Origin of the sequence: Trichormus sp. NMC-1 (assembly GCF_001858025.1) — a bacterium.
Lineage (GTDB): Bacteria > Cyanobacteriota > Cyanobacteriia > Cyanobacteriales > Nostocaceae > Anabaena.
Genome location: NZ_LZQD01000013.1, coordinates 1 through 25,811 on the forward strand (window position 1 = coordinate 1; position 25,811 = coordinate 25,811).

A 25,811-nucleotide genomic window follows, 5' to 3' on the forward strand; every position below is an offset into this window, starting at 1 on the left:
AAGATCAACCAAGCATAAATACTCACCCAGTCAACCAACCCATAGTTCAAGAATTGACATGGGAAAAAATGGAAGATCAACCAAGCATAAATACTCACCCAGTTAACCAACCCATAGTTCAAGAATTCACAAACGAACCCGCAAAAAATGTCACAGAAGAAAAGGTTGTCGAAAGTGCTGTGGGTGCTGCGGGAATGCCGGAAAATCAAGGCTTTTGTGGTGCGGGTACAGGTGCGGGTGGTGCGGGTACAGATGTACCAGAGTTACCCTACCAAGTAGGAGATAGTATCAGATGCTACCCAACGGAACGACATGAAGAGAAAAACTGGAAAGTAAACGCCAAAATCACAGCTATTGAATATGGACAATGTGCATCTACTGGTATCTACTACGTTTTATCCTGTGAAGTTCGTTGGATGTATAAAGGCCAAGAAAAAACTGCCAAAATTTGTGGGGCTGAGTTCGATTCTGTCGTGTTTGGGAAGATTAGCTGACAATTCCCAGACAAATGCACGACGGATTAAGGGGTGCGATTGCCTCCGGCAGTGTGCAAAGCACAATCGCCTCCGGCACTGCGCGGAGCGCAATCGCATAACGGCTTACACCACGCTACGCTATCGGTACTGGTGTAACTGTAGCTGTAGCGATCACCAGTGCCGGAGGCAATCGCAAAATTCCTCCCATTTCTTCCCATCCCAGGTCAAGCTGTTGGTTAACAAGCCAAATCTCGCCACTGCTGTCAACGCTGATGCTTGCTCTATGCTATTGGCGAGGTTTAAGCTGTCGCTATTTGGCGAGAATCAGAATAGCTTGTCAATGTACTCATTTAAGTCACTGCGCTTGATCCGCCACCCCTTGCCAATTAACTTAGCTTTTAGTTCACCGGAAGCGATCGCATCCTTGAGAAATTCCCTAGACAAACCAGTTAAAGCTTGTGCTTCTGCCATCGTCAGCAGCAGCTTATCAGAAATCGCAACCTTTGACTGATTATTATCTTGGCTCAGTAATCCCTCAATGATGGAGGCCAGTTTATCAACTGTGGCAATCCCGCCAAATTCCGTAATCTCGCCAGGTGTTTGGACTGCAATACCTGTCTCCTGCTGTTGCTCTGTCGCTATTTGGCGATATTCACTCTCTGACGATATTTGACGAGTTTCATCTGTCGCAGTTTGGCGTGATTCAAAAGCTGGTTTAACAGTTGGTTGATTTAACTCCTCTCGAAAAGCTTCCAGTTCAGCTTGTTCAAAGTTGGCAGTAGGACGGGTTTTGCCCTTCTCATACTTCACGCTAATCCGTCCCTGCTGCACATAACGCTCCAGCGCCCGGACACTCACACCTAGAAAATCTGCTGCTTCTTGCTTGTTCATAGAAACCTCGCCAATCTCGCCAAATACTAACACATCCCCTTGGCGATATTTGGCGAAGTTATAAAAATTTGCGGTCAATTCAGAAAGATACAACTCTGGAGGTACTACTGCACCCCCTCAGAAGTCGCAGCTTAACCGTATCCCCTTGGCGAGATTTAACTTGGCGGTATTTGGCGAGAATCTAACCGTTCCTGAAAAATGCTCGTTCACAAGCTCTGAGTAAACGTTATGGCACAAGTGTAGACTCGTGTTATCAAGTTTTATTGTTAAATATTCCTAATGTGATAAATACACCTAAAGATCCGAAATAAATATTGTATAGTAGGGTTGTATATGACAGTGTTACTACTAATTATTGCTATGAATGGCTTCAACCCCTTTTATTCCTCTGAATAATTTACTGTATTTACTGCTTGTTTATTTCGGAAAGTGGCAGAAAAGGGGTAAGCATTACAAGATTGGTGATTTATCATGTATTGTTTAAAACAACTATGGTTAACCAGTTCTTATTATAACTTGACACATATCTAACTCAGGGTTAGAAGTATGACACCAGCACCCGAATATTTCAACAGAATTGATCAGCATATTCAATTTTTAGAGAAAATACTGCAAAAGCCGAGTATTACTAATTCTGCTAGACAGGAATTATCTCAACAGCTACAAAAGATTAAAAAACGTCGTGCTGATCCTAATTTATATTTAGCAGTAATTGGTGAATTTTCCAGTGGAAAAAGTACCTTCATTAATGCTTTACTTAGGGATGATTTGCTAAAAACTTCTGCATTAGTAGCTACAGCTATAGATACGAAAATTAGTTATGGAATGAGTTTTAAAGTTCAGGCTTTATTTAAACATACAAGACCAAAACAGTTTATTAAAAAACCTATAGAACTTTCTCAAAAAACTACCCCAAAAATAAAAATTGCTTGGTTTCCAAGTTTGATATTTTGGATACCTTTGATGATTTGGTTATCTAGCATATCTGCTGTTTTTCTAGGTTTTTTATTACTACCAATAGTTATAGCTATTACAACAGGTATAAATCAAGCATTAAAAAATAAACCTACTACTAAAAATCTACCAATTCCTAGTAAATTAGTTACCTCACAAGAAGTTATAGAAATGGGAATTTCACCGCATCAATTTGTGCAGATGGTAACTTCTGAAGAAGAACTTGCCAGAGCTTTAGATAGTGTAAAAATTTACCATCCAGCGAATTTTCTCAAAAGCGGAATTGTGATTATAGATACTCCTGGAACTAATGCAGAAAATGAAGAACACGGTAAAATAACGAAAAAAGTTATAGAAACGGAAGCTGATGCTGCTGTAATTATTATACCTGCGGGACAACCTCTTTCAACTACATTAATTAGCTTTCTATCTGGATCTATTTATCAATATATTCATCGTTGTGTATTTGTTATTAGTAAAATGGATACTATTCGACAAAAAGAGCAAGCTAGATTAATTAAAGATATTGAAAAAAGACTGAAAGAAAATTTTAAAATAGACAACTTCTTAATGATAGAGGCTGCTCCACAAATAGTTTTGGATATGTTAAATCCAAAAGAAGAAATTGACGATAAACAGAAACCTTGGCATGATAAATTTCTAGATTTAGAAAAAAGATTGTATGAACATCTGATGAGTTGTAGAGAAATTGCCATAGCAGAAAGTGTAAGTAGATTACTAACACAAGTTTTTCGTCAATCAGAATCTCATCTTCAAAGTCAACAAGAACAGTTTAGAAGAAAACAAGAAGCAATTGAACGTCAAGTTATTAGAGATTTACCATCATTTACATCAGAGCAATATGGAGAATGTGCAAGCATGATTGAAAATGCTACTAATGTCGCCAAATCTAAAGTAGAAAAAATCATGAGTGATTGTCAAGAGAATATAGAATCACAAATTCGAGGAATGATTTTTGCCACACAAAATAAGGATGAGCTAAAAAATCTCCTAGAAAATCGAATTTCACCAGTTTTTAATAACGCTCGTTCTACTCTGGATACAAGTTTAAGCAGTGCTACTAGAGAATTAAATACTTCTTTTAGTCAAGTAAAAAAACACTTTGATCACAAATTTTCCCAAGAGTATAGTAAATTAAAAGCACTGTCAAGCAATACTAATTTGACTAGGATACAAGCTACACAAGAAAATATAGAAATTAGCAGTTCTAGTGTCATGTCTGTAGCTTCTGAAATTGGTAAAGAAGCAGGAGATAAATCAGGTAGAAATGTAGGAGCAGGAGCAGGAGCAGCACTGGGAACATTAATTTTGCCAGGTGTGGGAACAGTTGTTGGTGCTGTATTAGGAGGTATTTTTGGTAGCTTATTCGGTCCATCATTAAGTGAACTACAAAATCGCTCTTGGAATGAACTACAACCCAAAACTAATGATTATTTTAGAGCAGCAAAAACAACTGTGGAACAATCTTTGATAACCTATTCTCAACAAATGAAAAATCAGTTGAATAGTCATATTGATACTTATGTTATTACATATCAAACAATTGTTAATAGTATGCAACAAGAGCAAAAGGAGGAAAAAGAACGTTTGAATAGACTACAACTAGATATTCAAGCTGATTTACTAGAAATTAATACGAGAATTAAATCTCTTGAAATATCTAAATTTTAATGCCAATAATGATAATGAATTACCAGGAGATAATTATGGTTGATGATATTTTTGGGCAATTATCAACACTGGTTTATGGATAGTTTAACCCACATTCCGCACTTCAATTTGTAGTACAGCTACAAGTATAATAAGTAGTATAAACAGCTAATTATAAACACGCGATTAAGAAGTAAAGCGAAATTTGATTTTCAAGTCAGAGGGCAGAAGGCAGAAGAAAGAAAGGAATAGAGGAACAAGACTTCTATAAGCCGCTCCTCTACTCCCATGCGTTCCTCATCCACACATCAATTTTGAGTTGTTGAACTACTAACTAGGCATTGCAATGTCAACTATCAGAGCATCTAACTCAGCGTCAATTACATCTATTTCTCTTCTGAGAGAATCTAGCTGTCGCAGTTTTTGATCAACATTGGCTTGACCTTTTTGTTTTTCAGCAACAATTGAATTGACCTGCTCGCTAACACTCTGAATCTCTTTTCCTAGGCCCTGATCTACAGCCTCCTGAATCTCACGTACTTTGACTAAAACTGCATCAGCCACTTCATTACCACGTTGTTGAGCTGTATCACGAAGCAAAGCCGCAAATCTCTTACCTACTTCTTCTTTGACTTTATTAGTAGTAGCTTTAGAGGTTATCAAACCTTGAACTAGACCTCCTCCAGCCATAATCGGAAATAAAACCCAAGGATTAAATCCAACCAAAATAAATGTTCCGAGGCCAAGAACTAATTGGGGAATAATACTCTTGAGCATTTCTTGATAGCCAAAAGTAGCACCTATAGCAGCCATACCCCCACCTAAGAAAATTCCTCCTAGAACCAACCCACCAGCAGCAGACAATACACGCTCTAAAGCACCGACTTTTCTATGACCCACATCATCAGCAGTCACAAAGTTACCTGAAATATGAAACTTGATATCATCAATTTTGCCAACAAAACTTTCGGCTCGCTCATCTAATTCTTGCAACAGAATTTCTAAACGTTGACTAATAATTGGTTGGAGTGTATTACTTTGCCATGCCAAAAATTCATTTTCAATCTGACCTGAAAGGTAAGTAACAACTTCTTGAACTAATCTTTCAATTTGTGGTTTTGCACCTTCAAAAGACATTAAGTTCACAGAATCTTTCGTATCAAGTTTTTTAATCCATTCATTAACTTTCTCAGGCAGGCTCCGGTAAAAACTACACCCCTCTGTACTCACTGTTATTCTGAGATCATCACAAAAATTATTGATCCGGTTAAATATTTGCTTTTGTTCTGTTTCTAGACGAAGTAAAGGCTCTTTAGCACCTTCAAGTCTTGCTTCTAAAGTCTTCAAGTTAATCTTTAACATAGACTCTCTTTCAGGAATGGTTCGGCGTGCTGCATAAATTGCAGCTTGTACTTCCCGTGCCGGACGAAGGATTTTAATTTTTCCTCTTTCATTAGCCAAGAATTTTTCTAATTCTTGCTCAACTTGTACCATGCCAGACTTTACAATTCTTTCTTGGTCGTTTTCTATCTGTCCCTCTAAAGCGTCCAGCGCACTGATGAAAAATACTCGTTCAGCACCACGTTTAGTTCTAGAAGCTAATCGCGAAATGCCATATTTTTTCACATCTTCCTGCTCTTTAGCGCGAATCATATTAAAGCGGTTGCAGATAAAAAAGATATCTTCATGTCCTGTTGGTTTCAGGATATTGTCAATGACATCCAATTCTGACTTTGAGGCTAATGCTTCACAAGAGAGGATGAACAAAATAGCATCAACACGAGACAAATAGTCCATAGTAACTTTTTGTCTAATATCATGCTCATTCAATCCTGGAGAGTCAATAATTTCTACTCCGTTCTTACAAAGATTTAATGGCCAAAAAAGTTCTACTCTATCGTAACGATTGCCATGCAATTCACTTACATCGTCTTGAATAACAACGTACTCTTCCAGTTGCTCTACAGCAACTTCTTGAGGCGGCAATTGTTGACCATCTTCAGTCTTGGCATAATGAAGTAAAACCCGTCTGTCTTCTCCCCATTTGACTTCGTTGATAATAGCAGTACATGGTCTAGCATAGGCAGGTAAAATCTCATCTCCAAGCATGGCATTAATAAATGTACTTTTACCACGCTTAAATTCACCAATTACCAACACCTTAAAACTGTCTGACAACACTAAAGTTTCTAATTGCTTGACTGTATTTTCTACATCAGTCATATCTAAAGCATTTAGCACTCCCTGAATTTCTCGAATTAGGGATACAAACGTTTTACGCTTTTCTTGAAAAGCTTCATATTGTTGATAAATAGCTTGGTTCATAATCATCCTTTATGAATAATTTAGTGAGACAGTGCTGTATGAATTTCTTTTTTGAGAGTAGATGCTTTCTCAACTAACTGAGCGTAGTGAGTCATATCTTCTGTATCAGCACTTTTTCTCAAAGTAGACTCCCATGCAGATTGCCAAACTTTTTGTTCTGCTTTTGTTTCTTTAATCAATTGGTTGTAAAGTTCCTTCAGACGTGCTGACAAGCGATTACAGTAATCATCAGCTATTCGCTCCAAATTAATAACTAATTCTTCTGACAAGAGTCGCTTTTGGTCATCTGTTTTCTCATGAATGAATTGATCACTGAGAACCCAAGCAACAGTGCTGATTACTGCTCCTGTAGGTCCTCCAAAAAGAAAGCCGCAAATTGTAGTTGCACTGCTTGCTAATCCTGTGAGCAGGGCATAATGTCGTATATCTGTTAATTCCAACTGGCTCAAATGAATATCAAAATTCACAGTTGCTGACGAATCTAAACTGTTGCGAACAAGTTGTCGAGAAAATTTTTGAGCCACTTCATTCTGCATCCATTCAAAATCTTGGGAAAGTTCATTGAGAATTTCTTCACTTAATTGGTTGCCTAAAATTAGCAGTTCACGTCGTAGTTGAAAAGGTAAATCTCGCTCCCACCAATTTTTTAAATCTTTCGCTTTCTTTAATTCAAAAGAGTAGACTTCCAAGAGTTCCTGTTTGCTTTGCAGAACTTTTTGTCTTAAATTTTGAGTATGTTGTAGCCGACGCTGATCTAGATGTAAGCGAATATCTTCCCAATAAAGCTCTGTATTTGCTCTTTCTTGTTGTGCTTGAATCAGAGCTTGTTCTTTTTCGGCAATGTTCATTTGAACAGACTTAATTGCTGCTTGACTCAGATCAATCATCTGACTGAGATAATCTACTAACTGTCCTGCAACTTTTCTACTGCGCCAAATTCTACGTTCTCCTTTCTCTACCATTAACTCAATCTGGCTTCTGACTCTTGCGAGTGCATCAACTTCAGATACATCAGCATTTAGCGAGTGTATTGACATAATCGGAACTTCTGTCGAAACCTCGATGACGCGCTCACGAATTACTTCCAGTAATTCCACTTTCTGGCTTTGAGGTACTGTATCCAGTTTTGAGACAGCTATGAGGACATTAGGAATATGACGACCTAATACTTCCTGTTCTAAAAAGGTAGCTTCTGTGATGCTAAAGGGAAGTGTTGCACTAACTAAAATAACGGCAGCATCGCACTGACTTAGCAAATCGCAAAGTAGAGCAGTACGCCTACTGTTCAAATCTCCTGCTCCTGGTGTGTCTATTAATTCCACATCAATAGTTCGTAACCACGGATGATTTACAGTCAAACGAACTTGAGTTAATTGTTCCTGGTCATCTTTCTCTTCTTCGTCAACTAACAAATCACTCCAGGATGATTCCTCTATTGGTCTTACAACCCATCCTTGTTCGGGAGTCCGAACTTCCATTTTTTCTGTGACTCCTGCAACTATTGAAATTAAATTACCAGTAGTAGGTTTAGCTCCTATAGGAAGTATATCTCGCTCTAGTAAGCGGTTAATTAAGGTACTTTTACCACGACTGAACTCACCAACAAAAGCTAAACGAAAACCAGGAAACTCCCATCGAACATCAAGCTCAGTTAATGCAGTAATGATTTCCTGGCAGGATATAGTTTCGGCTAATTTCAAACAACTTTCAATCCAAGATTCGATATGTTCTTCTAGGTTAATCATTGTTTTTGCAGGATAATGTGACAATAATTGAGATACTTCTTCTTGTTGTCTACTACTTTGCTCGTTATTACCTGATATTTCTAAATTAATTGACTCTAGCTGTACAGCAGAATTATCTATTATTGATGTGTTATTACCTTGATTTTGTAAGCTTGTTGTTGAAGAAAAATTTGAAACTTCAGGTTGTACATCAGTCTTGATTTTATTTAGATTAATCTTTGCATTTTTTTCATTCATATTGGTATTTAGAACTAGGGGAGATAGGTTGCCTTCAATTTCTTCTAGTTCATTTTCTTCAATGCCTGTCATGAAGTCATTTGTTGTTTTCTGAAGAGATGAAAAAATATCATCAAACATAACTGTATTTTGGGGTAAGTTAAACATTATCTGGGTTAAAGGTTGTAAATCTTTCTGAAGCTGATCTTGATACTCCTTGAGAAGCTTTTCAGTTTGAGACTGAATAACTTATTTGAGTGCATCTTCACTTGTGACACTAAAGAGTTCAGTACGTATTTTTTGGCTGACTCTTTCTCTATGAGAATCTATACAATGGGCTATTTTTGATATGTATATTGAAATGGAGTCTCGCAGATGCCTGTCACAAATCGCATATTGTTCTGTGGTAAATTCAGCTAAATTTGGAATCTTTTCTTGCTGGATTTTTTGTCGTTTGTTTTCATGCTTTTGCCATTGCGATCGCATTTGCTCTTGGAGTTCACACTGTAATGAGTTAGAAATTTCTGATCTTTGAAGCACGTCTTGGATAAATAGCAGTTGTTGGTCACATCTCAGAAGAACCTCTATCTGCTCTGGTATTTTCTGATCAGACATTTTGCGCTTATACTGTGTATAAGCACTAGTTTTGTGCTTTTTTAGCATATGTAATACGAGCATTAACTGCCAGATATATGAATTTTACTTATTCAAAAATTAGAACAACATTTATAAGAAAATTTTAGCAGTATCCGTAGATTTACGATAGTAAATAAGCTGAATAAAATCTAAAAAAAATCTAAAAATTTGATTTTTCTGCAAAAAAGAACCAATTGAGAACCTTCTGAGCAATTTTATACCCAGTAGCTTGCTTACCTAACTTCAGTTCAGACAAAACATGGCTACTCTACCCCGGCAAGTAAAGACCACTACTATCACTAGGCTTCGCGTGGGCATACCTACTCGTAGTCTGTAAAGAAGTATGCCCCAACGTCTGCTGCACCAACTGTACAGGCGCACCCCTATCCAAACTATGAGAAGCATGGGAATGCCTTAACCAGTGTGGACTCACCTTTCCCTGAATAAGAGCCTTCTGTCCCGCCTCCGCTACAATTTCCCAAATATGCCTTGGCTTCAAAGGTTCACCCCCCTTCCTACTTTTAAACACCGCAGAGTTAGGAGTATCATCAGGAGAACGCAAAGATAACAAAGCCGAATATAACTTCTTAGGAATCAACACAGTCCGCGACTTATCCCCCTTCCCAAACAAAGTCACCTGTCCTTGTTCATCCCGATTTGGGCGGATATCAGACCAACGTAACAAAGCTACTTCCCCCACCCTAGCCCCAGTATAATAGAGAAATTGAATCAAGCACTTATCGCGCACATTTTGAGTTAACGCCACCATCGTCATCACCTCCGTCTCCGAAAGTATGCGTTCTGCTAAGGTATCCTTCGGTTTAGGTAACAAAGTATCCGCCGCCGCATTAAACTGGAGATACTTAATTTTGCACCCATAACTCAACAGACTTTTAATAGCAGCAATTCTTCTCGCCCGACTTGCAGGAGACAAAGGTTTACCCGTCTTCGGTGTGGAATGCGTTTCCAGGAAATCTGCAAAAGCCTGGACATCATTGATCGTCACAGAACGCATATCAACATCATTCAACCTTACCGTCTCCGGTGATTCCTGCAACAGAAAACCGATAAAACAGCGCACATCAGTCTCATAAGCACGGTGAGACTCCTTACTGCGTTTAGTTGCCAACCAAAGAGCCACAAGCTGGGCAGTATTGGCAACATCAGCCATCTTCGAGGTTGTTACCTCTTGCTGATATCGAGTTAACATAGAGATATAACAAAAAAATGCGTACAGAACCCTGCCTTGCGGTAGGGTTTATTCTTTTATTTAAGCATTGAAACTAGGAAATCCTCACATCCCTGATATCGGTAGCGGTTGTGGCCTAAGAAATCCCCAAATCGCAGATAAGGTTAGTTATCAGCGTTTGATATCAATAAAGGGGTGCAATGGGGCGATCGCATCTGTGGGTGGAGATGTCTGGAAAAACCGTTATGACGGCCAACCAAGTGGAGACGTAGTAGTGAAGTATGACGACATCTCTACACCTGAATCAATACGGGTAGAAACTAAGCAAGATTAGTAATGGCAAATCTATAAAATCCCTACTCATAAAAAAGTCGCTTTATTATCAAAGCGACTTTTTTATGGATTATTGTTCACTTAAAACTCAGGATACTTATAAAGTATGAACAGGTTTATTCTGTGAATAGGTTCTAGTTTTGAGCCATTGTTGACGCTCTTTGTGACTCATTTCAGTTTTGTAACCAACTCTAACCTGCTCAGGATTTAATTTTCGTGGGATATCCGTAACAGTTTGTTTGCGTTTGACAGAAAACTTTCGCACACTTGCGCGTAAATTGAAAGGCATAACCATCTTCTCCTGGAGCGATAGTAACCCAGCCTAGTGGTTCCATTTTGACTACATCTCTATAGTATTCTATAGCGTCTTCAACAGAGTCAAGTTGAATTAAGGGATCATTTTCAGCAACGGTAGACAACGTTAAGCCAATTTGCACTACATACCATAGTAACCATCTACCTAATGGTTCTATTGAACGTTTGTTCTGAGGCAAACACTCCAGATGTAGAACTTCTAGAAGGTAAGGGATTCCATCTTCAGTAGAGTAAACAGCAAATCTGATTAATCCTGAAAGAATTCCGTCATAGGTAATCTTAACAATATCCTGATTTTCAAAATCGGTTTTGTCCCAAAGTTCTTGCCATGCAAATTCCCACTCTCCTGAAACAGGCATATCTTTTTTTTGAGCAGGTTCTAAAATAGCTTTTGTGGGTATTTTGGTTACTGTTGTCACAGGTACAACATAACTACCTATGTTAGTCATATATATATTGTTTATAGAGCTATTACAAACTTAGTGTTTTCAACAATAAAACAGAAGAGGTGAGAAACCCATAACCCGCGTCTACCTTGTATTAGTCCATCAACCCAGCCATCTATGGGAGTAGCGAGGTTAAAATATTCTAGTGTAACTTTTATCATAAGTACAATGGATTTGTAGTTAAGCTTGTTGCTATTCACTATTATCCTGTTCAGTTAAATTAAGTTAAATTATTTCAATAGCTTATATGTGTATAAGCAAAAGTCCGTAACACCAGCAAAAACCAACCTGCATGGAATCACACAGGGATTCTGCTATTTCTACGGGTCTCAAATATTGGTCAGTAGGACTGACTAATCACACACTAACGCAGACAAAGACAAAATTGCAAAAATTTGAAATCTATTCATTTTTTACGTTTTGGGGTAAATTCTGTGTCTTGACTGTCCATCTTAGTTTGTCCAGTGACTCGGTAGACAAGACAGATTTGATATCAAATTTGTACCCATTCCCTAGCCACTTTTAACGCCGCGTCTGCTGTGTAATAAATCCCCTTCTTACCATAAACCCAACCATGAGCCGCAGTGTAGAAAACCATCAATATTTGGTTTTTACTTCTATCTCGGCTCAATACCTATTACTGTCATTTCTACTTATTGTGTTCGGCTTCCTCCACAGCTATCTGTATTTGTGATCGCTATGGTGTAAGCAGTTACCTGGAACAAGTATGATAAAAAACAACGAAAACAGTGAAAGTATCGAAAAAGTAAACAAAATTCGTAAAGTAAATAAAATTCGTGATTTTTACTTTGCTGTGAATGCAATTGAAGAATACCAAGAAGAATTAAAGAATTGCGCTACCACAGCAGCAATTGTCAGATTGGCCAAAGAAAAGAATTTCGATATAGATGGAGAAATATTTAAACAAGGCATACTTAATGCTGCCAATTCGCTTTCTACGTACTACAAGTATAAAGATTGTGGAAAAAATGTTCCTATTGAGGGAGTTTACTCCCCGGATGTTAAAAGCCTGACAGACGAGGATATGTACCGGGAATTCTTGGAAAGATTTCTTGGGGATAAATATCTTGAGTCGTTGGGAGTTGAGAGAATTTAACAGCCCAAGTAATTTCTGATTAGAAAAAAGGGAGCAGTTTCGCTCCCTTACTCCTGTATTTGTACTTCCCTTAGATACAAGACTACTTGAAACGTATTTTTAACTGATTTAAAAACTTTTAGAAAAACATGACTTACAAACTAATATATGATGCAAAAGAAAGCCTAGAAGTTTTTAAGCAAGCTCTAAGCCAAGTACAAGATAGATTAATTATGGTTTGTCCTTGGTTACAAAAATATGTTATTGATGAAGACATAGTAGAAAAAATAGAAAACTTATTAAATAGTGGTGTACGGATTGATATAGGTTATGGATACAATTTAGATTTTTCTAATTTACCGTCAAACCTATCTGAAACAGAATTTTATGATTTGATTCAAAATCCAAAGAAGAGATATACCGGCTTACAAGATATTTATACTTTTGAGGTTGAATATAAAAAATACTTTAAATTAAAGTTAATTGGGACACATGAAAAGTATTTAGTTTGCGATAATAAATTTGCAATGATAGGTAGTCATAATTTTTTAAGTTCAAAAAGTCAGGTAAAAGAAATAGGTATTTATACAACTGATAACGAAATTATTCAAGAATTGATAGAACATTACGATAATACACCAGTTATTATTACTAGAGAAAAAACTTGTCACGAATATTGGATAGAAGATTGTCTTGATGAATTTAACAGTGCTATGTCTGATTACTACAGTAATTATTTTTATGATACTGATTACTAGAAGTAAGAGCAGATAATCAATCCAAAGTCTTACTAACCACCCATCCCATCTGCACCAAATCGGGAAATTTGTACGCTTAGGCTGAAAGTCTTTGTCTGTCTAGATTTGAATTGTTAATTTTTTGATAGTGCAAAGTATCGCTCTACGGACGTTTTCAGTCATTATGTAAAATATGACACAAAATTAACCCCTTAAGCATATAGGTTAAGGGGTTGATTGGGGTTAGTAGTGTTAGTAGACTTCCACCCAATACACTATGTTGCTATTCCTTTTATGTCTCAAAATAATTAAAGTGGTATCACTTTCTTTTGGTGTAAGTTGTACATAACCACCCTCTTCCTGCCTGCGTATTTCGTATTTATCAATTACATTATTTTTTATATACAATTCAGCATCTTCAAGGGTCATATCTTTTAATTTGAGCGGGTCGAGATTTTTGGCTAACATATTCATAGCTTTATTTACATATTAAGTGTATTCAGTCCGTCCCGAAGTCCAAAGGACAAGATAGTCTCTAATTGGGAGGCTGACTAAAACTGCATTTCTTCTTCCATAGGTTTTGCTTTTGTGCTTTCTTTGTTCTTTGTATCTTCCAGTTTTTTACCAATCCGATTACCTAACAGAAGATATATAAGAGCAAACAGTCGATGAAACAAATAATCAGCGTGCGCGCTGGAAGTAATAGGGGTTGTGTACTTTTCTGTGTGCCGAATCATAAAATTGTTACCAATATCAGTTAATTCCTGGGCTTCTATGTTCAAACGTTCTCTCATCTTTGGTTCATCAGATGCTTTTTCTAAAAGGATTTTTATAGACTTGAGCTTACTGTTGGGAGTTGGATCTTCTAAGGTTTTTATCCGTTCCCAAGCATCCCAAAGTTCTTTCAATGCTTCTAGACGTGCTTGAAAATTAGGATTCAAATATTCTTTTCTTGCTTTTTCAAGCATGGAATCTAAATAAATATCACCTGTTTGAAAAACAGCATGATTTAGGTAATCACTAAGTACAGGAGGAGCTAAACGAGTAATTTGTCCATTTTCTTGTAACTCAAAAGCAATGCCGTTTCTAGCAAATATTGTATTAACTTGGGAACGAAATTCTAATTGACCCGCTTCTACATCAAAACTTAGATGATGCTTGCCATAGTATTTGTGATAGTAACCTGGAATTGGTTTGGCTATACGTTCATGACAAAATTCTAACAATTCGAGAATAGTCAAAGTTGAAAGTCTATCTGATGCGTCTAGAGGAAACTTAATATCTGGAAAGAAAGCCAAGATATCTAACTTCATATTATCCTCATTTGTTCCGAGAACACCATCATCATTATCTGGACACATTTTGGGATACTTACTGCCAAAATAGTCTTGTTCAATCAAACTATTGATAAGCACTACTAAACCGCCCCAAACTTTTGAATCAATTTCATTTTCAGTTCTTGGTTTTAGTCCTTTTTCGCGTTCACCGAAATAAAGGTTGCTCATAATAATCACCTATTCAATATTGTTTTAGTACAAATTTAGTCTACTTTTAACAAGTATGATTAGCAAGCATTTTTAATTACAAGTAATTTATTGACTTATACATACAACTATATACATATTTTATTATTCCCAATATGCAGTCCGAATATGCAACAGAAAAAAGGGAGTGTGCAGTGAGGATTGAATCCAGATGTTTGCAGTTTCGGAAGTCAAGCATGAAGGCACTTATTCTGCTGAGGTTCTTAAATTTGCTACTTTATAGTCAGCAGCGGTGTTTTAGGATATTCTCCATTTCGGTGAAGGTAACGAAATTTCACTTTCTGTGTTTTCCTGATTCAGTTGCGCTATAATAGATACAGTCAACGAATAGAGTGTTGACACAATATTAGAGTCCCACAGAGAACAGTAGAAGTTTTCGGTTTTCACCGAAGGAGAGGTTGCTTCTGCTGATTACTCTGTGGGTTTTTGCTTTTATACATTGCTGTGTATATAAGCTTGGCAGAGGATTCAATTTACCTCAAAACACAACAGCTTAATCATGAAAATCAACAAAAAAAGACATAATGATGTCTTTCCGCAGGTATCAAAATGGACTGGCTATATTTTGGGACTGGTTGCTGCATTTATTATCGTGGTGCAGCAGAATCCGCAAGGGATTCATTTATTTGCCCTAATTGAGTTGTTTTTCCAAGCCGCTCACGTAGAAAGAGTGAACCAAAAAGATGACAATCACTCTGATAAATCCAATTAGTTTCTTGTGATATTCTTAACTTGAAGGGAACTGTACACAGTGGTTTTAGAGCCACATTGTACGCTACAAAAAATATTAACTGAACTGTATTACTTTATTACCTAGCAGCGCGAACAGCAGATAATTGCGCCTCTCCATAAAGATACTGTCCTAAAGCATTAGCTTGTCTAGAAGGTGCAGCTAAATAGGCATTAATTCTAGCTTCTTTGAGCAGACGTTGGACATCTAGCCAAAAGAATTCACCACCACCACCTGTAATAATCACATCAGTTACACGCTCTGGCAACCAAGCTAAAACACGAGAACAAATTTCTCGTGAAAACATTTCGGTGAGATTGGGAAGAAAATCGTCGAGATTGGTGGGTTTACTTGCACCCTTGGGACGATAAAAACGTTCGCCCTTTGATTTATTCACAGCAGAAATCAGCGCCAGAGATTGACTATCAGCCCCTTCTATTTCCTTAGCCACCAATTCATAAAAATGGCTCATTCCAAAGTCTTCACTATTAGAAGCACCTCTGGAGAAGCGGAAGTTATCAACCATGATCATATCAATGGTTTGATATCCAATATCAACAACTCCTAGTGGTATTTTCGTAAAATCTGGATCTGAGATAAGTTTATAAGGGGTAGATATAGCGAAGACACTGTTGGCGAAATATTTCTTCACATTAAAAAACGATAAAAACCAATCAATTTTGAGAAATCATGGGTAACTTCTTGTAGCAGTTTTAACACTAGTTAGAAACTGTCAACCATAAGTTTTATTTCCTGAATAAATTGATTAAGTGCTTTCTGTGCTGTTTTAAAACCTGAAGCTTGCCGTCCCAACTTCAATTCAAATAAAATGCGCTCGCGTATTGCTTCAAAATCTATAACGTCATGCACAAAGGTAATGGCTGACCGCTTCTGAAGCTCTAAATTTTCTTTCTGAAGATTCTGTACTTGGATTTTCAGCTTTTCTATCTCCTGCTCATACCGTGTAATACTTGGTAAGGAGTCAGAAAAAAGTGGTGCATTAGATGTGGTAGTTTCTGAGATTTTCCGTGTAATACATGGCAAAATATTACTTGTAACTATTTCCTCTAGATAGTCAGCCCTGGTTAATCCCAAGCATTCGGAGGCGATACCTAATGCCTTCCAGGTATCATCTGTCAGTCTTAAAGAACGCACCTCACGATAGTCCGAGTTTTTAATCGCAAATTTACCTTGAATATCCCTTTTCATTTTTTTCATCGAGCATCATTACCATGTAATACACGGTGAGAGTAGAAAAATTTTCAGTGTTTGTCAACCGTGTATTACATGGTATAGTTGCATGGGCTTATTTTTTAGGCACCTTGAGGTTGCAATTGTTTAAAATGAGACGAGCGAGTCTGGGCAAGAGGTATTCCCACCAGCCAAGCGTCCAGTCGAACTAAATTAAGCGCACAAGCGATGAAAACGTGCATTAAGTGAGTTTTCTTTAAACCAATGTAACGAGAGCGACGTAATCCTGAGCGCCTGAGACCCTGTGAGTGTGTTGATTCTATACCTGCACGTTGGGTATAAGTTGCTTTCCATTCAGGAGTTTGTTGCTCTTGTCGTCGAGCTTGGAGTGCTATTTGTTGCTCTTTTGGTAGAAGACTCAACTCCCGTGGTTCGGTTTTTGATTTAGTGCAAGATGAACGTACTGGACAAGCTCTGCATATGGAACCATTAAACCGAACACGAATAAGAGGTTTGCCACTTATATCATGTCCTGCTAACCATTTTGTACTTTGGTGTCCTTGGGGACAAGTAACTTTTTCATGATCCCAATCTATTTGAAAATTAGAGCTATCAAATCCAAGTTGTGCTTTTGTTTGCCAACTGGGATCTAACCGCACTGGACCAATAATTTCTACATCATATTTAGTCTTGCTACTTACTAAATTTTCCGAAGTGGGATAACCGCAATCCACAAGATGTTCTTTTGGTAACAACAATTTCTCTTCCAGTGATTCATGAATCGGTTCTATTGCTTGCTCATCAGTGATTGTGGATAATGTCGTGTGGACGTTGGTGATGAAACGGGGACTATCCTCATCACAAATCTCAGTCATGTGTACTTTGTAACCGACCCAATCAACGCTACGCTTAGAACTATAATGTGCTTCAACATCATGAGGTGAGTGAATCGCAATTGTGGATGGTGGCATATCTTTAACACTACGCCATTTTATTGACCCATCTAGCTCAGGGGTATAAAATTGCTGTACCCATATTTGACGGAGGATTTCAACTGCGGGTATTTGACGTAACCACTGTGGTGCTGCTGGGTCATAAATCGCGTCTAATAGCGCCAAACCATCTGCTCCAATTGTGCTTCCTAGAGCTTCTCGTTCAGAGTCGAGCTTTGGTAAACGATAGTTTTCTACACGACGACCATAGCGGTCAAACCAATCTGGTTGAATATTTATCGTCAACCACTCAGGTGCTGCGACTGCTAAACTATCAAGCGCAAAACGCATCCCTTCTCCCAATGTTTCCAATCTATTCAGAGTACGGATTGCAGCTAAAACATGAGTTGAGTCAGTACGCTGTCGTTGATGTGTTTTGAGTGTTCCAGATTCCCTTAACCGATGTAGCAATATATCCAGTAGTTTTTGCTCTGCGCCACCTGCTAGTAATCGCGTCCTAAATTCCGAAAGGATGGAATAGTCAAAGCCTGGGTCGGTTAAAGGGAGGCTCAACACATACTTCCAGTCAATATGTCCGCGTACCGCATCGGCCGCCTGTCTGTCAGATAAATTCTCCATAAATTGCATTATGCACACCAACGCTAACCGCCAAGGTGCATATGCTGGCTGACCTTTTTGCGGAAATAGGTCGGCAAAAGCTTCCGAGTCAAAGATACTTCCCAAACTATCCCGAATGTTCATGTAAATATTTCCTTTTGGGAACGATGCACGTGCCACCTCTACTGTTTGTTGAGGTATATCAGGGATATTTTGGGGATGTATCAACATGGTAGCAAATTACTTTTTCAACAGGATTTAATTATCCTATCGCTGCCAAAGCAACTAGAATTTTCATGCAATCTTACTTGCTAAAATTGTGAAGAAATATTTCGCCAACAGTGTCAGCGAAGCTGTCACCAGGGGCAAGATAGGCTGAAAGTATTGCCAAGACTGGGTTTCAGAACTCGTGTTTCCGATTAAGTACAAATGCCGAACATATAGTTTACCCCTGAGAAAAAAACCCTACGGAGCGACCTACCAAAATTCTGAAAATAATACTGAGATATTATTACAAATCCTGCAACATTTTATTCACTTGATTGACATCGAAAACATCTGGATTAAAACTTTCACCCACCCACTCAATCCTCTCCTCATATTCTGGGTGTGATGGGTCAGCCATGATTTCCAGCAACTCAGCATAACCCCAAGAACCACCACAATCTTCAGGAGGACAAGCACGCTTCCCAGTAATACATACAGGATATTTAGTATCCATTGAACATGGCAACTCCTTTTCCACCAAAATTTCGTGTTCCCAGCTATCCCCAAAATCGTAAGTATAGGAGAATTTAAACTTCTCACCGTTAACCACCTGACTTAGCTTGACAGAGTTCTCCGATCGCACACGAAAATCTGGTTGAGATTGACCGTAATCAAGACCAGCAATAGTCCATGAATGCATATGATAGTTATCCCAACCCATCGCTTCTTGCACAATTGGATGTAATTGTTGAAGAGTAGTCGTACTTAATACCTGTACCCTTCTCCAAATTGGCGGTCGAATACCCTTGAGAGTGATTTTGAGTTGGTAAACAGTTTGAGTTGGATGAGTTGCGGACTTTTTCGTTGCCATAGTAGATTGCTGAATATTAAGTATTAAATTTGTGTCTTATACGGAGAACCGCAGTAAGGGCAAAACCGAAACTTCAAAGAAGTGATTGGTTCATGACAATTAGCACAATTATTACGCAACTTAGTCCCACAGAGAAAACAATACTGAGAGCGAATATGAGTCCACATCGCTTCCGGTGGACTTCCAGGAGACCAGCAACAGGGACAAAACTTGATAACTGCATTATCCTGAATCGGAATCTGCTTAACCACCGAATCTAAATATTCAGAAGGAATTTGCAAAGCATAAGCCAACCCACGCATCGTTTTCTGATTCAGCTTAGTAGTCTTACCCCTCTCAATCTTCCCCAAACTTTGAATGTGAACATCAGCCTTAGTCGCCAGTTCCAACTGACTCATCCCGCAACCAGTCCGCAATCTCCTAATATATTCACCTAACGATTCTTGAGGATAAGGGAGACTCATAATCCAAAAAATATACATTTAAGTATATTTTCAATTATGCCATCCAAATCAATAATTAGAGAATCGAAAAGCTCATGTTACTAAAAAAAGGAGACATAAAATGACAGTAACATTAGCACAAGTAGCCACAGCATTTTTAACCAAAAAAAGTTTAGCAACTAGCACAGTACGCACTTATGAAATAACCCTATTACCATTGCTATCCGAATATGGGAGACTGCCCATAGAATTAATCACCCGACAAATCCTCATTGATTACCTCAACAACTTAAGTGGCTTAAAATACAGCACTCATAATCGTCACCAATCAATTATCAACGCCTTATTTAACTTCGCAGTTGCAGAAAGCCACATTAAATTTAACCCCATCAATCAACTGCCTTTACGTCAACCCCAACGTCAACTAGGAGAACATAAAACAGATGAAATTAATCGCTATCTAAGTCAATCTCAACTATCAATCATGTACGAATTAGTCAAATCAAACTCACGATTAGAAGCAATAGTTCACCTACTACATCGGTCTGGAGCAAGAATTAGTGAATTACTAGGACTATCATTATCCGATGTCAATCAAGAAGAACGTAAATTTCAAGTAATTGGCAAAGGAAATAAACAACGCTGGTGCTATTACAGCCAAGATACAGAAGAAGCTCTCAAAAAGTATATCAAGTATTATCGACATACAAATAGTCCCGCCCTATTCACCGCCCAACAGCAGTTTTCAAAACTTGTCACCAGAGTCAGCTACGAAGCAGTACACGCAGATTGGGTAAAAATTACTTCTAGCTGTGAAGAATTAAAAGATGTGAGATTACATGACTTACGGCATACATTCGCCACTGAAAGAGTAGGATTAATGAGCATAGAAGAACTTCGTGCCTTAATGGGACATAATAGCATCCAGACAACCTTGCGCTATCAGAAAGTAACCAGTGCTAGAGCCGAAGAAGTTGCCAAAAAAGCTTTAACTATCTTGACTTTAAATACATAACAAACTAGGTTAAACACTAGCTCAAAAAACTATATATTTAGAGCCTGAAAGCTTGAATTTACAAATTAATACAGAGTATAAGCAATACTCTGTAATTGCAAACTGAGACTTGATGAAAAAGAACTGGCTACCATCCGAACTAGTAGAACATTGGACACTACTACCTAACGAATTAGAGTTATTAACCCAGAAAAATGACCAAAATCGTTTAGGTTTTGCTTTATTATTCAAATTTTTTGTTTTTAGTGCCAGATTTCCTGAAAAACCACCAGAAATTCCGGCTGTCGTCGTTAATTATGTAGCCAAACTTTTAGATATCAAGCCAGAAAAATACCAAGATTATGATTGGCAAGGACGCTCCATAAAATATCATCGCGCTCAAATTAGAGAATATTTAGGATTTCGACAATTTCAAGTCAGTGATGCCAGAGAACTTGCTAATTGGTTGACTGAACAAGCACTAATTTATGAGCTAAAATTTGAACAATTAAAATTAGCAGCATTAACTCATTTACGTGAACTAAAAATTGAACCACCAACTGCTTTAAGATTAGAACGGATTATTCGTTCTGGACTACGGACTTTTGAGGAAAACTTTTTTCGTCAGATATGTGAACAGTTATCTAGTAAATCTAAAGAACAAATAGACAATTTATTGAAGTTATCTGATTCATCTTCACAGTTAGATGCAGAATCGTCTGCACAATTTAAACCTGATTCATCTCAAAAATTAGAAACAGAATTATCAGCCAATATAACAGAATCATCTTCACAATTAGATACAGAATCGTCTGCACAATTTAAACCCGATTCATCTCAAAAATTAGAAACAGAATCATTAGCCAACATAACAGAATCACCTTCACAGTTAGATGTAGAATTGTCTGTACAATTTAAACCCGATTCATCTTCACAAATCAAAACCGATTCATCCCAACAATTAGAGACAGAACTATTAGCAGAAATAACAGAATCATCTTCACAGTTAGATGCAGAATCGTCTGCACAATTTAAAACCGATTCATCTCAACAATTAGAAACAGACCCATTAGCAGAAATAACAGAATCACCTTCACAGTTAGATGCAGAATCGTCTGCACAATTTAAAACCGATTCATCTCAACAATTAGAAACAGAATCATCTTTACATTTAGAGACCGAAACATTTGCACAAACAACAGAATCATCCCCAGAATTAAACGTAGACTCATCTCCACATTTAAATAATACATCTACTGAACAAACCAGTACATCAACTTCAAAAACTGAAACTTCTACATGGACTGACTTAAAAACCGACCCTGGAAGAATAGGTGTAGAAAGCTTTCAAAAAGAAATAGCTAAATTAGAGATTTTTCGACAATTAAATTTACCCACAGATTTATTTACGAAAATTCCTACCAAAGTTCTCCAAATCTACAAAGCCAGAGTAGCTGTTGAACATCCTCGTGATTTACGTCGTCATCCAGAAGCTATTCGTTACACTCTCATTGCAGCTTTTTGTTGGCTTAGGAGTCAAGAAGTCACAGATAACTTAGTCGAACTTCTCATTCAAATTGTACATCGAATAGGAGCGAATGCAGAGAAACGAATAGATAAAGAACTGTTGAATGATTTTAAACGAGTTCATGGCAAGAATAATCTCCTGTATCAAATGGCAGAAGCATCTTTAAATCAACCAGATGGTACAGTCAAAGATGTAATTTTCCCTGTGGTAAGTGAGGTAACACTCAAGAATTTGGTGAAAGAATATAAATCTACAGGGAATGCTTACCGCGAAAAAGTTTATACGGTGATGAGAGCTTCTTATGGTAGATATTATCGCAGAATCTTACCATTAATTTTGCAGGAGTTAGAGTTCCGCTCTAATAATGAAGTTCATCGTCCTGTGATTCAAGCTTTAGAATTACTGAAGAAATATGCAGATAGTAAACAGCGTTATTATGAAGCTGGGGAAGAGATACCCATTGAGGGAGTTTTGCGGAGTGGTTGGCAAGAAATAATTTTAGAAAATAATGCAGATGGGGAAATCATAGTTAATCGGATTAATTATGAATTAAGTGTCCTGCAAGCATTAAGAGAAAAACTCCGATGCAAGGAAATTTGGGTGGTGGGAGCTAATCGTTATCGTAATCCAGAAGAGGATTTACCTGGAGATTTTGAGGCACAAAGAGCGGAATATTTTCAAGCGTTGAAACAACCGTCAGATGTTGAAGTATTTATTGCTAATTTACAGCAGCAGATGCACGAAGCACTGACGTTGTTGGATGAAGGACTTCCTCAAAATAAATTGGTGAAGATTAAAACTAAGGGGAACTCTCGAATTTCGGTTTCTCCCCTAGAACCACAAACTGAACCTACTAATTTGGCACGGTTAAAAACTGAAATTCTCCGTCGCTGGCGGATGACTAGTCTTTTAGATATTCTCAAAGAAACTGATTTACGGGTTGATTTTAGTCAATTTTTTACAAGTGTATCTACAAGGGAAACTTTAGAACCAGAAACATTACAAAGACGTTTGTTGCTCTGTTTATATGGTTTGGGAACGAATACAGGATTAAAGCGTTTAGGTGATGAAATGGGAGATGATAATTATTATGATTTATTGTATGTGAAACGTCGTTTTATTCAGAAAGACCAGTTACGTAATGCTATTGCTTGTATTGCTAATGCTATTTTTCGTGCTAGAAGTCCACAGATTTGGGGAGAGGGGACTACTGCTTGTGCTTCTGATTCTAAAAAGTTTGGCTCTTGGGACCAAAATTTAATGACTGAGTGGCATATCCGCTATGGTGGACGTGGTGTGATGATTTATTGGCACGTTGAGAAGAATTCTGTTTGTATTTATTCACAGTTGAAAACTTGTTCTTCTTCGGAGGTGGCAGCGATGATTGAAGGGTTGCTACGTCACTGTACGGAGATGAAGGTTGAGAAGAATTATGTTGATAGTCACGGACAAAGTGAGGTGGCTTTTGCTTTTTGTCATCTCTTAAATTTTCAATTAATGCCGCGTCTGAAACGGATAAATGTTCAGAAGTTATATCGTCCCTCAACTGGTAATAATGATGCTTATTCTAATTTGCAACCTGTTTTAACTCGTGCTATTAATTGGGATTTAATTCGTCAACAATATGACCAAATGGTGAAGTATGCGACTGCTTTACGTTTGGGTATGGCGGAAACGGATGCGATTTTGAAGCGTTTTACTAGGGGCAATTTATTGCACCCTACTTATCAAGCTTTGGCGGAATTAGGTAAGGCTGTTAAGACTATATTTTTGTGTCAATATTTGCATTCTGTTGATTTGCGACAGGAGGTAAATGCTGGATTAAATGTTGTGGAAAATTGGAATAGTGCCAATAGTTTTATTTTTTATGGGAAAGGTGGGGAAATTGCGACAAATCGCTTGGAAGACCAAGAGTTAGCGGTGTTGTCTCTACATTTACTGCAAATTTCTTTGGTGTATGTTAATACTTTGATGATTCAGCAGGTGTTGTCACAACCTCAATGGATGAGGTTGATGAAGCCGGAGGATTTACGTGCGCTTTCCCCTTTGATTTGGGCTCATGTCAATCCTTATGGTACTTTTCGTTTGGATATGAAGGAACGGTTGCCGATTGAAACTGTATTTTAATGTCTCAAAAGTTACATTGATTTATTTGTATCCTCAAATCCCTTCACAGTAAGGGTTTCAGCCTATCTTGCCCCTGGTGACAGCTTCGCTATATCTATGCCTATAAGGTTGAGTTACTAACCACAGCAAACTACCATAGCCATTTGGCATTACCCATAGCTTAGTAATATTCAAGGATACTAATTCACCTCTAAAAATCATTACATGGAGGCCAGTTAGCACCCTGGTCAAATACGCTTTTTCATTTTCAAACTGCTCTAATGAGAAGAAAGGTAGACTTAGTACAACAGCAATTTCATCTTTAAGTTTAAAGTACCCAGCCGCAGCTAATACTTTTACTAGCGCATCCTCTACTTTAGATTCACCAAGACCGAGATTTGCACCACAGTCTGCTGCTAATTGACCAACAAGATAACCAATATCTTGATATTCCATCCACAAATCCATTAATGGATCTATGGCTTTAGCTTCAAAGACCAAGCCACGAATTTGCTCAATTGAAATTTGCTTTACATTGGCAGGTATAAAATCTACATTATAAGGTTCACGGCTCACACAAGTCTTTGTGCTGGTTCTACCTAAATCAACACTGAGAATTTCTTTATAACTAACAGAAATAGGACTTATAGTGTTGATGGAAGTTACTGCTGCTGAGTTGTTTATATTGATGGAATCATTTTCATGCTCCTTAGAATCTGTATCAAGTTCCTCCTCGTCATTCCCAATTCCCTCTTCCTCTTCAGAACTAATTTGTTTACTTGATTGAGCAGCTTCTATTGTATTGAAAAGACGTTCATAGTAATCATTAGGAACAATGATTAACTCCTCTTTTAATTGGTTGAGAACTTGATTAGTTTGTTCTACCGCTGCTTGAAATCTGTTTAAAGTCTCTGCTGTAGGTTCTCTATCAATCTCCCACATTAAGTAAATAACATTTTGCTGTAATCGCACTGCCAGCCGCAAACAGTCTTTTTCTATTTCACTCAATAAGTTCTGAGCAGTTAAATTCTTAATCTGCTTTTTACTTTCATCAGCAAATTCATGATACTTTTTTTCTAAATTTGCGTATTTATCCGTTAATTCATTGGCAACTTGTCTGTGATGTTTGGCTGCTTGTCTGTCTTTTTCTCCAGCAGCATGAGCAGTAAAAGCACCTGCGACAGCACCAACAGCTGCCCCTATCGCACCGAATACAAAAGGTAGTATAAAAATCATGGAATTTTTGACTTATTATCTAGGAATGAGGGGGAAGGGAAGGAAGTTGAGAATCAAGTAATAACTTACTATCCGCTGATGTAAGTCCTAAAGATTGAGCAATAGCAACTGATTCACGTAACCGTTGCATAGCCCCTTCTATTCCCGGTGCAATTGGACGATTTGTAATTTCTTGATTAATTGCTTCTGCCTCTGCCAAAAATTCTAAATTTTTCTGGTGTTCATAAACCAGTTCGTTTTCAATGGCTTGTAATCTTTCTAATTCTTGTTGAGTTAAAGATTCATAATAAGTTTTTACAGCTTGTTTATGGTCTTCAAGAATTTTAAAAAACTCAACAGCCATAAGCCCAGCACCACCAACAGCTAAAACTGGTGCTACTG

The 25,811-nt window shown here is 37.7% G+C and carries 20 protein-coding genes and 4 pseudogenes; 8 read left to right on the top strand and 16 right to left on the bottom strand.

Going from position 1 to position 25,811, the window contains the following annotated elements; all coding sequences use genetic code 11:
* Window positions 1–494 (top strand): annotated as a pseudogene (locus A9Y75_RS24725) (hypothetical protein); the annotation flags it as partial.
* Window positions 495–800: 306 nt separating this feature from the next.
* Here A9Y75_RS24725 and A9Y75_RS24730 read toward each other — a convergent pair.
* Entirely contained in the window at window positions 801–1,367 is a 567-nt protein-coding gene (locus tag A9Y75_RS24730) for a helix-turn-helix domain-containing protein (protein WP_071192436.1), read from the bottom strand.
* 546 nt (window positions 1,368–1,913) lie between these two features.
* Here A9Y75_RS24730 and A9Y75_RS24735 point away from each other — a divergent pair.
* Window positions 1,914–4,013 carry a dynamin family protein gene (locus tag A9Y75_RS24735; protein WP_071192381.1) on the top strand — a complete coding sequence of 700 codons (2,100 nt, stop codon included), beginning with the start codon at window positions 1,914–1,916 and terminating at the stop codon, window positions 4,011–4,013.
* Window positions 4,014–4,322: 309 nt separating this feature from the next.
* Here A9Y75_RS24735 and A9Y75_RS24740 read toward each other — a convergent pair whose 3' ends face one another.
* The 4 genes from A9Y75_RS24740 to A9Y75_RS24755 form a co-directional block, all read right to left on the bottom strand.
* Complete coding sequence (locus A9Y75_RS24740) at window positions 4,323–6,317, bottom strand: dynamin family protein (RefSeq protein ID WP_071192438.1); 1,995 nt, start codon at window positions 6,315–6,317, stop codon at window positions 4,323–4,325.
* A 20-nt stretch (window positions 6,318–6,337) separates the two neighbouring features.
* On the bottom strand, window positions 6,338–8,446 hold the full coding sequence (locus A9Y75_RS24745; RefSeq protein WP_071192383.1) for a dynamin family protein: 2,109 nt from the start codon (window positions 8,444–8,446) through the stop codon (window positions 6,338–6,340).
* A gap of 81 nt (window positions 8,447–8,527) precedes the next feature.
* Window positions 8,528–8,893 (bottom strand): hypothetical protein, encoded by a 366-nt coding sequence (locus tag A9Y75_RS24750; protein WP_143046502.1) that lies wholly within the window; start codon window positions 8,891–8,893, stop codon window positions 8,528–8,530.
* Between the two features lie 289 nt (window positions 8,894–9,182).
* On the bottom strand, window positions 9,183–10,124 hold the full coding sequence (locus A9Y75_RS24755; RefSeq protein WP_071192387.1) for a tyrosine-type recombinase/integrase: 942 nt from the start codon (window positions 10,122–10,124) through the stop codon (window positions 9,183–9,185).
* A gap of 67 nt (window positions 10,125–10,191) precedes the next feature.
* Here A9Y75_RS24755 and A9Y75_RS24760 point away from each other — a divergent pair, with 67 nt between their 5' ends.
* Window positions 10,192–10,437, top strand: a complete 246-nt coding sequence (locus A9Y75_RS24760; protein WP_071192389.1) for a hypothetical protein — start codon at window positions 10,192–10,194, stop codon at window positions 10,435–10,437.
* Window positions 10,438–10,636: 199 nt separating this feature from the next.
* On the opposite strand, the gene A9Y75_RS24765 is transcribed toward A9Y75_RS24760, so the two are convergent.
* Both A9Y75_RS24765 and A9Y75_RS28880 read right to left on the bottom strand, forming a co-directional pair.
* Window positions 10,637–11,200 carry a hypothetical protein gene (locus A9Y75_RS24765; RefSeq protein ID WP_071192391.1) on the bottom strand — a complete coding sequence of 188 codons (564 nt, stop codon included), beginning with the start codon at window positions 11,198–11,200 and terminating at the stop codon, window positions 10,637–10,639.
* An 11-nt stretch (window positions 11,201–11,211) separates the two neighbouring features.
* Entirely contained in the window at window positions 11,212–11,358 is a 147-nt protein-coding gene (locus A9Y75_RS28880) for a hypothetical protein (RefSeq protein ID WP_177176291.1), read from the bottom strand.
* A gap of 566 nt (window positions 11,359–11,924) precedes the next feature.
* Here A9Y75_RS28880 and A9Y75_RS24770 point away from each other — a divergent pair.
* Together A9Y75_RS24770 and A9Y75_RS24775 are read left to right on the top strand one after the other, a co-directional pair.
* Window positions 11,925–12,314: a Nif11 family protein gene (locus tag A9Y75_RS24770; protein ID WP_071192393.1), complete on the top strand. Its 390-nt coding sequence runs from the start codon at window positions 11,925–11,927 to the stop codon at window positions 12,312–12,314.
* A gap of 128 nt (window positions 12,315–12,442) precedes the next feature.
* Complete coding sequence (locus A9Y75_RS24775) at window positions 12,443–13,051, top strand: phospholipase D-like domain-containing protein (protein ID WP_071192395.1); 609 nt, start codon at window positions 12,443–12,445, stop codon at window positions 13,049–13,051.
* A 231-nt stretch (window positions 13,052–13,282) separates the two neighbouring features.
* On the opposite strand, the gene A9Y75_RS24780 is transcribed toward A9Y75_RS24775, so the two are convergent.
* Both A9Y75_RS24780 and A9Y75_RS24785 read right to left on the bottom strand, forming a co-directional pair.
* The gene (locus A9Y75_RS24780) at window positions 13,283–13,504 is read right to left on the bottom strand and encodes a hypothetical protein (protein ID WP_071192397.1); all 222 of its coding nucleotides are present in this window, start codon (window positions 13,502–13,504) and stop codon (window positions 13,283–13,285) included.
* Between the two features lie 77 nt (window positions 13,505–13,581).
* Entirely contained in the window at window positions 13,582–14,535 is a 954-nt protein-coding gene (locus tag A9Y75_RS24785) for a hypothetical protein (protein WP_071192399.1), read from the bottom strand.
* Between the two features lie 538 nt (window positions 14,536–15,073).
* Between A9Y75_RS24785 and A9Y75_RS24790 the strand changes: the two genes are divergently transcribed.
* A complete protein-coding gene (locus tag A9Y75_RS24790; RefSeq protein ID WP_071192400.1) occupies window positions 15,074–15,286 on the top strand; it encodes a hypothetical protein in 213 nt (70 codons plus the stop codon).
* Between the two features lie 97 nt (window positions 15,287–15,383).
* On the opposite strand, the pseudogene A9Y75_RS24795 reads toward A9Y75_RS24790, so the two are convergent.
* From A9Y75_RS24795 to A9Y75_RS24815, 5 genes and pseudogenes are all read right to left on the bottom strand, one after another.
* A pseudogene (locus A9Y75_RS24795) lies at window positions 15,384–15,944 on the bottom strand (chromosome segregation protein ParM); the annotation flags it as partial.
* A gap of 83 nt (window positions 15,945–16,027) precedes the next feature.
* Window positions 16,028–16,513 carry a hypothetical protein gene (locus A9Y75_RS24800; RefSeq protein WP_071192440.1) on the bottom strand — a complete coding sequence of 162 codons (486 nt, stop codon included), beginning with the start codon at window positions 16,511–16,513 and terminating at the stop codon, window positions 16,028–16,030.
* A 104-nt stretch (window positions 16,514–16,617) separates the two neighbouring features.
* The gene (locus tag A9Y75_RS24805; RefSeq protein WP_071192401.1) at window positions 16,618–18,276 is read right to left on the bottom strand and encodes an IS1182 family transposase; all 1,659 of its coding nucleotides are present in this window, start codon (window positions 18,274–18,276) and stop codon (window positions 16,618–16,620) included.
* A 280-nt stretch (window positions 18,277–18,556) separates the two neighbouring features.
* Window positions 18,557–19,123, bottom strand: coding sequence for a plasmid pRiA4b ORF-3 family protein (locus tag A9Y75_RS24810; protein ID WP_071192403.1), 567 nt, complete (start codon window positions 19,121–19,123; stop codon window positions 18,557–18,559).
* A 23-nt stretch (window positions 19,124–19,146) separates the two neighbouring features.
* Window positions 19,147–19,605 (bottom strand): helix-turn-helix domain-containing protein, encoded by a 459-nt coding sequence (locus tag A9Y75_RS24815; RefSeq protein WP_071192405.1) that lies wholly within the window; start codon window positions 19,603–19,605, stop codon window positions 19,147–19,149.
* 82 nt (window positions 19,606–19,687) lie between these two features.
* On the opposite strand from A9Y75_RS24815, the gene A9Y75_RS24820 reads away from it, so the two are divergent.
* The gene (locus A9Y75_RS24820; RefSeq protein ID WP_071192407.1) at window positions 19,688–20,581 is read left to right on the top strand and encodes a tyrosine-type recombinase/integrase; all 894 of its coding nucleotides are present in this window, start codon (window positions 19,688–19,690) and stop codon (window positions 20,579–20,581) included.
* 112 nt (window positions 20,582–20,693) lie between these two features.
* Window positions 20,694–24,215: a Tn3 family transposase gene (locus tag A9Y75_RS24825; RefSeq protein ID WP_083389749.1), complete on the top strand. Its 3,522-nt coding sequence runs from the start codon at window positions 20,694–20,696 to the stop codon at window positions 24,213–24,215.
* Window positions 24,216–24,335: 120 nt separating this feature from the next.
* Here A9Y75_RS24825 and A9Y75_RS24830 read toward each other — a convergent pair.
* Together A9Y75_RS24830 and A9Y75_RS29945 are read right to left on the bottom strand one after the other, a co-directional pair.
* Window positions 24,336–24,878 (bottom strand): annotated as a pseudogene (locus A9Y75_RS24830) (chromosome segregation protein ParM); the annotation flags it as partial.
* Between the two features lie 571 nt (window positions 24,879–25,449).
* A pseudogene (locus tag A9Y75_RS29945) lies at window positions 25,450–25,811 on the bottom strand (hypothetical protein); the annotation flags it as partial.

Bases quoted from the DNA above. Each gene is read 5' to 3' on its own strand.
- A9Y75_RS24730 (WP_071192436.1), bottom strand. From the start codon at position 1,367: ATGAACAAGCAAGAAGCAGCAGATTTTCTAGGTGTGAGTGTCCGGGCG.
- A9Y75_RS24750 (WP_143046502.1), bottom strand. From the start codon at position 8,893: ATGTCTGATCAGAAAATACCAGAGCAGATAGAGGTTCTTCTGAGATGT.
- A9Y75_RS24775 (WP_071192395.1), top strand. From the start codon at position 12,443: ATGACTTACAAACTAATATATGATGCAAAAGAAAGCCTAGAAGTTTTT.
- A9Y75_RS24780 (WP_071192397.1), bottom strand. From the start codon at position 13,504: ATGAATATGTTAGCCAAAAATCTCGACCCGCTCAAATTAAAAGATATG.
- A9Y75_RS28880 (WP_177176291.1), bottom strand. From the start codon at position 11,358: ATGATAAAAGTTACACTAGAATATTTTAACCTCGCTACTCCCATAGAT.
- A9Y75_RS24790 (WP_071192400.1), top strand. From the start codon at position 15,074: ATGAAAATCAACAAAAAAAGACATAATGATGTCTTTCCGCAGGTATCA.
- A9Y75_RS24745 (WP_071192383.1), bottom strand. From the start codon at position 8,446: ATGTTTAACTTACCCCAAAATACAGTTATGTTTGATGATATTTTTTCA.
- A9Y75_RS24740 (WP_071192438.1), bottom strand. From the start codon at position 6,317: ATGAACCAAGCTATTTATCAACAATATGAAGCTTTTCAAGAAAAGCGT.
- A9Y75_RS24785 (WP_071192399.1), bottom strand. From the start codon at position 14,535: ATGAGCAACCTTTATTTCGGTGAACGCGAAAAAGGACTAAAACCAAGA.
- A9Y75_RS24815 (WP_071192405.1), bottom strand. From the start codon at position 19,605: ATGTATATTTTTTGGATTATGAGTCTCCCTTATCCTCAAGAATCGTTA.
- A9Y75_RS24770 (WP_071192393.1), top strand. From the start codon at position 11,925: ATGATAAAAAACAACGAAAACAGTGAAAGTATCGAAAAAGTAAACAAA.
- A9Y75_RS24800 (WP_071192440.1), bottom strand. From the start codon at position 16,513: ATGAAAAGGGATATTCAAGGTAAATTTGCGATTAAAAACTCGGACTAT.
- A9Y75_RS24825 (WP_083389749.1), top strand. From the start codon at position 20,694: ATGAAAAAGAACTGGCTACCATCCGAACTAGTAGAACATTGGACACTA.
- A9Y75_RS24805 (WP_071192401.1), bottom strand. From the start codon at position 18,276: ATGTTGATACATCCCCAAAATATCCCTGATATACCTCAACAAACAGTA.
- A9Y75_RS24810 (WP_071192403.1), bottom strand. From the start codon at position 19,123: ATGGCAACGAAAAAGTCCGCAACTCATCCAACTCAAACTGTTTACCAA.
- A9Y75_RS24765 (WP_071192391.1), bottom strand. From the start codon at position 11,200: ATGACTAACATAGGTAGTTATGTTGTACCTGTGACAACAGTAACCAAA.
- A9Y75_RS24820 (WP_071192407.1), top strand. From the start codon at position 19,688: ATGACAGTAACATTAGCACAAGTAGCCACAGCATTTTTAACCAAAAAA.
- A9Y75_RS24735 (WP_071192381.1), top strand. From the start codon at position 1,914: ATGACACCAGCACCCGAATATTTCAACAGAATTGATCAGCATATTCAA.
- A9Y75_RS24755 (WP_071192387.1), bottom strand. From the start codon at position 10,124: ATGTTAACTCGATATCAGCAAGAGGTAACAACCTCGAAGATGGCTGAT.